5 protein-coding genes are annotated in these 5,851 nt (G+C 47.9%); 4 read left to right on the forward strand and 1 reads right to left on the reverse strand.

Annotation, left to right across the window (positions count from 1 at the left end; all coding sequences use genetic code 11):
* Positions 1–210 precede the first annotated feature (210 nt).
* From BZG82_RS15880 to BZG82_RS15890, 4 genes are all read left to right on the forward strand, one after another.
* Complete coding sequence (locus tag BZG82_RS15880; protein WP_077766306.1) at positions 211–1,530, forward strand: NAD(P)/FAD-dependent oxidoreductase; 1,320 nt, start codon at positions 211–213, stop codon at positions 1,528–1,530.
* Between the two features lie 14 nt (positions 1,531–1,544).
* On the forward strand, positions 1,545–1,877 hold the full coding sequence (locus tag BZG82_RS16340; RefSeq protein ID WP_131826253.1) for a hypothetical protein: 333 nt from the start codon (positions 1,545–1,547) through the stop codon (positions 1,875–1,877).
* Between the two features lie 135 nt (positions 1,878–2,012).
* Positions 2,013–2,516 (forward strand): hypothetical protein, encoded by a 504-nt coding sequence (locus BZG82_RS15885; protein WP_077766307.1) that lies wholly within the window; start codon positions 2,013–2,015, stop codon positions 2,514–2,516.
* 384 nt (positions 2,517–2,900) lie between these two features.
* Positions 2,901–4,484 carry a S8 family peptidase gene (locus BZG82_RS15890; RefSeq protein WP_077678058.1) on the forward strand — a complete coding sequence of 528 codons (1,584 nt, stop codon included), beginning with the start codon at positions 2,901–2,903 and terminating at the stop codon, positions 4,482–4,484.
* 83 nt (positions 4,485–4,567) lie between these two features.
* On the opposite strand, the gene rihA is transcribed toward BZG82_RS15890, so the two are convergent.
* Positions 4,568–5,506 carry a pyrimidine-specific ribonucleoside hydrolase RihA gene (gene rihA, locus BZG82_RS15895; protein WP_077766308.1) on the reverse strand — a complete coding sequence of 313 codons (939 nt, stop codon included), beginning with the start codon at positions 5,504–5,506 and terminating at the stop codon, positions 4,568–4,570.
* Positions 5,507–5,851 lie beyond the last annotated feature (345 nt).

The raw sequence follows: 5,851 nt of genomic DNA on the forward strand, positions 1-5,851 counted from the left end.
TTTAGCCACAGTAAAACCGTCCTCACCCGCGATAAATGGGACACCAGCTTTTTAGTCAAACCGCCGTACAACCGCTGGTACAAACGCTTAATGCGCTGGTGGCTGATGCGGTAATAGCCTATTGGTTTCAAATTTATGCTTGGAGATATTGCGCATAAATTATTTGTTAACTACTAATTAAGTTATTACTTACTTAATGTTGGTTAGCTTATGGTACGTTCGAATTCTATTTCARAACGCCGTCATTTTCTTAAATTACTGGCGGGAGCCGGCGCCCTCACCATGCTTCCTGTCAGCGTACCTTCTCGCGCACAAAGCCAAGCCAAGATTATCATTGTGGGAAATGGCGCGGCAGGTATCGCACTCGCTAATCGATTAGCGCAGCGTCTCCCGGCAAGAAACATCAGTCTAGTAGGCGCAAGAAAACAGCACTTGTATCAACCTGGACAAACGTTGGTCGCTTCCGGCCTTTGGAAAGCGTCACAGCTTATCTCCACGACGGAGGAGTGGCTCTCAACAGGTATTCGCTGGCATCAACAGAATGCTGTATCCCTGATGCCACATGAGAAGCAAGTTGAACTCGAGGATGGTGTCAAGCTCAGCTTCGACATACTAGTTGTCGCTATGGGTACGCAGTTGAACTATCACCTCATAGAGGGGATGGAGGAGTCTCTCGTGGGTCAGCGTGGTATTGGGAGCGTCTATCCCGGTCCGGCAGGTGCACAAGCCACTGATATGGCTTTTAAGCAGTTTATGGATAAGGGAGAGGGCAAAGCCATTTTCACATTGGCGGATACACCTATTAAGTGTGCAGGTGCTCCACTCAAAATGACGTTTACCTCGCTTGCTCGTCTTGAACAAAGCGGTCACCGTCAGGCGTTTGATGTGAGCTTTACCACACCGTTTAAAGAGCGTTTGTTCTCTATTCCTGTTTATAACGACTTTGTGATGAAACGCTTTAGCGAGCAGGGTGTCGAGATTGCTGACGAGAAGAAGTTAATTGGAATTGATGCTGAGCATAAAAAAGCACGTTTCTCGCTTTTAGGCACGGGCCAGACGATAGAAGAAGAATATGATTACATTCACGTTGTCCCACCAATGAGTGCCCCTGATGTGGTTAAGCATAGCGACCTTATTTGGGACCAAGGTCCTCATCAAGGCGAGTGGATGGCGGCGGATCAATATACGCTGCAGCACCCAAGGTTTCCTTACGTATTTGGTGTTGGTGATGTGACCGGTATTCCGCTATCGAAAACGGCCGCGAGTGTGAAAAAGCAAGTACCGGTTGTTGAAGCCAATATTATTAGTTATCTAAACGATAAGCCCTTGGAGGCTGAATTTAATGGTTACACATCCTGCCCACTTATCACGGGGTTTGGTAAAGCGATATTAGCCGAATTTGGCTATGGCGGGACATTGCTGCCTTCGTTTCCTTTTATTAGTCCAACAGAAGAAACCTGGATGGCTTGGGTAATGAAAGAGCAAATGTTGCTACCGGCCTATCAAGCAATGCTTGATGGTAAAATATAACGGAGGTGCACGTCATGACGCTTGATGCCGTATTTACTGTATTCTTATACTCTCTTTCTCCTTACTGGATGTGGTTGCTATTACTGGTGGCTATGCCTGTCCTGGCGGCGATCGTTTTCCGTCGGTTTTCGTTAGATAGCGCTAAGCGTTCCCTCTTTTTTTGTGGTGTCATTGGTGTTGTTGTTGCACTCAGTGCGCCACCTCTAACCGGTTCATCACTTTCCATGCTTAATGGTGTTGCAGACTGGACATTGCTGCTGTTAATTGCTTTGTGCGCGACAGGATACTGTCTCTTATTGGCTGCAATCGTTGTTGTACCAAGGTGTAAGCCGTTATTTGAGAAATGAGCGATGTCTCGAAGGATATGGCTTGGAGTATCGTTTGTCCGCGCAGCGGCCTAAACTTTTCTGAGAAATTGATCTATATCTTTGGTTGTTACATAACTGTTAAAAGTGGTGCGAAGCAACCAAAGGAGCGACACAATGGCGTTTTCAGTACAACCCGATTCCATGTTGCCAGACATTGGCGATCATGAGCGCGCGATGGTTGAGCAGGAAGTAAAGCTCGCCGTGACCGATGTTAACGGACAATCGTTAGGCTATTTAGCGATGGTGCCGGATGCGCAGCGTTTCCTGACGCTGACTCAAGACACCAATGAGGCCTTAAGCTTTATCAAGACGCCCTGCAGTGTTAATGCAGGCTATTATCAATGGTCGTTTTTTTATGATGACATTGAGTATGGGCTGGATTGTTTAATTGATCCGGACAGAAACAAATGTCGACTCTATGCCAATGATCATGCCGCCGCTGCACCATCATGGAAGTTGTGCTATGACAAGGAGCTGGGTCCTCTTATGATGGCAGCTCCTATCTCTGCGATTGGTCCCGGTACACGTGTTGCAGTGACGTCTGAAGACGCAAGTGTCCCCAATGTTCTTGTGGGCGCGCTCGAAGGCGGCGTATTAATTCATGAAGAACCAAACTAACCCTCTCTAAATCAAGTTGTTACCTTTTTCTTCGCCAGCGCTTAGCCGCTGGCTTTTTTGTTGGGTAATGCTCACTCTCTGTATACGAGAATGAGTCAGATTTCATCTCATTTGTGCATCATGTCAAAAATAATAGATCTAATTTGTCTGACATGTGAGACATAAAGATCTGCATCGAGCGTGCGAATTTGCATTGTAAACAAAAAGTTAAATAAATTGTAAATAATAATATNATAATATAGTCAATAATGCTGATTGATTACTCAAATAAAGCAAATCCCACTGCAGAAAAAATGCTTTTTGATGCATAGCTTTATAAGCGTGCTTGTTGTTTTTTGTAGGCAATTATGACTTTCTACGTTTAACCATTGTAAGGAATACAATATGTTAAAGCATGTTCTTAGCTGCTGTATCGCATCTGCACTCGTGACTGCTTCACCCTCTGTGCTCGCAAAACAAGAGGACGGTAAACAAGCGATTGCTCAGCAGCAAACGCTAGCTCCATTAGTGGTTGCATCAGACAAGCAGGGTATTGAGGACCAATACATTGTGGTGTTTAAACAACCAATGACACTCAGTGATGATCCACAAGCGTTAAAAACCTTCACACAGCAAACGGTTTCCAGCATGGTCAACCAACATGCGGTTAAGGTTGAGAAAGTGTTTGATCGCTCGCTGAGTGGTTTCGTGGCCAAATTAACACCAGAGCAATTGCGTGCGCTACGCATGGATTCACAAGTTGATTTTATCGAACAAGATAAAACGATTTCCTTGGACCCGGTAATCACCCCAAACGCGAACCAGAGCAATCCAGTTTGGGGGTTGGATCGCATTGATCAACGTAACTTGCCTTTGGATAATAATTACAGTACCAACTTTGATGGTACAGGTGTGACGGCGTATGTGATTGATACTGGCGTGACAACGTCACATGTTGAATTCGGCGGTCGTGCTCGCTCTGGCTATGATTTTGTTGATAACGACAATGACGCCTCAGACTGTAACGGTCATGGTACCCATGTGGCCGGTACTATCGGGGGAAGCCAATATGGTGTCGCCAAAAATGTCGACATCGTTGGGGTGAGAGTCCTTAGTTGTAGCGGCTCAGGTTCAACGTCCGGCGTGATTGGCGGGGTTGACTGGGTGGCAGCCAATGCCAGTGGACCGTCAGTGGCAAATATGAGCTTGGGTGGCGGTGTATCAACCGCACTGGATAGAGCGGTTGCCAGTGCCGTGCAATCGGGTGTGAGCTTTATGTTGGCAGCAGGGAATTCCAATGCCGATGCATGTAACAGCTCACCGGCCCGTGAGCCAAGCGGTGTCACTGTGGGCTCTACCACCAGCAGCGATAGCCGCTCAAGCTTCTCAAACTGGGGCAGCTGTGTCGATGTGTTCGCACCGGGCTCTCAAATCAAGTCAGCATGGTATGACGGTGGCTACCGCACCATCAGCGGGACTTCGATGGCTACCCCTCATGTTGCGGGCGTGGCGGCTTTATATTTGCAAGAAAACAGCAACCTATCTCCTGCACAAGTAGCAAGCTTGATTAGCAACCGTGCCAGTGTGGGTAAGATTAGTGACACGCGCGGAACGGTTAACAAATTGCTCTATAGCCAAGCTGACAGTAGCTGTGAGCCAGATTGTGGTCCAACGCCGGATCCTAAAGATAAGCTTAAAAATGGTCAGCCGGTCACGGGCATCTCTGGTGGGCAAGGTGCGCAACGCTTTTTCTACGTGGATGTAGAAGCCGGTCAGCGCCTTAGCGTGAATATCAGCGGAGGGTCGGGTGATGCAGACTTATATGTTCGCTATGGCGCCAAACCTACGCTATCGAGCTGGGACTGTCGTCCATACAACTATGGTAACAGTGAAGTGTGCACCGTGCAGAGCACCCAGAAGGGTCGTTATCATGTCATGCTAAATGGTTATACCGCCTTTAGCGGCGTGAGCGTTACGGCACGATATTAGTCGTCGATGCGCGCGGTTGGCGCGACCATGATGACTTATACCGAATAGACAGCGCGGCGATTGCCGCGCTTTTTTGTGTACGCCTATTGGCTGTATTGGGTTAGACAATCACACAGTAACGAGATAAAGCCTTCACGGTTGATCTTCATCGCCACATCAGCGTTAGCGGCATGACCGGTCACTCGATAGCGATCAACCACAGTCATTCCGGTGGTGAGTTTGCCTTGTGTTTCTATATCTACCCATACGGATTCACAATCGAACAACTCAGGTTTGATAAGCCAAGCAATCGTGCAAGGATCGTGGAGGGGCGACCCGTCGAGTTGCCACTTGGGATCGCGGTGATAACGCATAAAGAATTCCAGCCACCCCGCGACTGTCTGTGCAACGGGGTTATCAATGGCGCGGATAGTGGCAACGTCGGCATCTTTGACCAAGGCTTGATGGGTCACATCCAAGCCAAACATGGTGATAGGGATCCCTGAATGAAACACACGGTGAGCGGCTTCAGGGTCAACATAAATATTAAACTCGGCAGCGGGGGTCCAATTCCCCAATGTGGTCCCTCCACCCATGAGAACGATACGCTTGATGCGATTGGCGAGGTGCGGATAAGTCGCAAGTAGCAGCGCGACATTGGTTAGTGGACCGGTGGCGACGACGGTTATCGGTTGATGGCTAGCTTCTAACACGCGTGCCATCACACTGATGGCATTATCGGGTTGAGCGTCCATCGCGGGTGCAGGGAGTTCAGGGCCATCAAGCCCTGACTCACCGTGGACATTATTCGCCACCACAAGGTCACGCAGCAGAGGCTTATGGGCTCCCCCTGCGACAGGAATGTCGTGGCGATTTAATAAGGTGAGGATCCGTCTAGCGTTGTAAAGCGTCTTATCCAGCGTCTGATTGCCGGCACAGGTGGTAATGGCCTTAATAGTGAGCTGATCGAGTGCACAAGCCATCACCAGCGCGATGGCATCATCGTGTCCCGGATCGCAATCAATGATAATAGGTTCACCCATTGCACACTCCTTTTTATTGTGTGTTCGGTTGCGGCGTTTTGCGGTCTGGCGTTGGCAGTGATTGTGCTGATTGGGGCCAGCCGCTCATTTCATGATTTGATCACGCTACGTGTGATTTCGACTGGTGACTGTGAGCTAGCTCGTTCTATTGAGATTGGCTGGGTGAGGTTTGTAACAGATGAAAAAGATATCATCAAAAATGTGATGCCTAGAGTAACATTATGTCAACATGTCATGAACGAAAATGTGGTAGTTACATCATTTTGCAAACAATCCAATCAATCTAAACATTGGTAATAATTTGGTCTTTTAATCCACAATTAAGCCATTGATTTAGAATAATAT

The organism is Salinivibrio sp. PR5, assembly GCF_001996085.1.
Lineage (GTDB): Bacteria > Pseudomonadota > Gammaproteobacteria > Enterobacterales > Vibrionaceae > Salinivibrio > Salinivibrio proteolyticus.

Excerpts from the sequence above, each read along its gene's own strand:
- BZG82_RS16340 (WP_131826253.1), top strand. The coding sequence starts at position 1,545 with ATGACGCTTGATGCCGTATTTACTGTATTCTTATACTCTCTTTCTCCT.
- BZG82_RS15885 (WP_077766307.1), top strand. The coding sequence starts at position 2,013 with ATGGCGTTTTCAGTACAACCCGATTCCATGTTGCCAGACATTGGCGAT.
- BZG82_RS15890 (WP_077678058.1), top strand. The coding sequence starts at position 2,901 with ATGTTAAAGCATGTTCTTAGCTGCTGTATCGCATCTGCACTCGTGACT.
- rihA (WP_077766308.1), bottom strand. The coding sequence starts at position 5,506 with ATGGGTGAACCTATTATCATTGATTGCGATCCGGGACACGATGATGCC.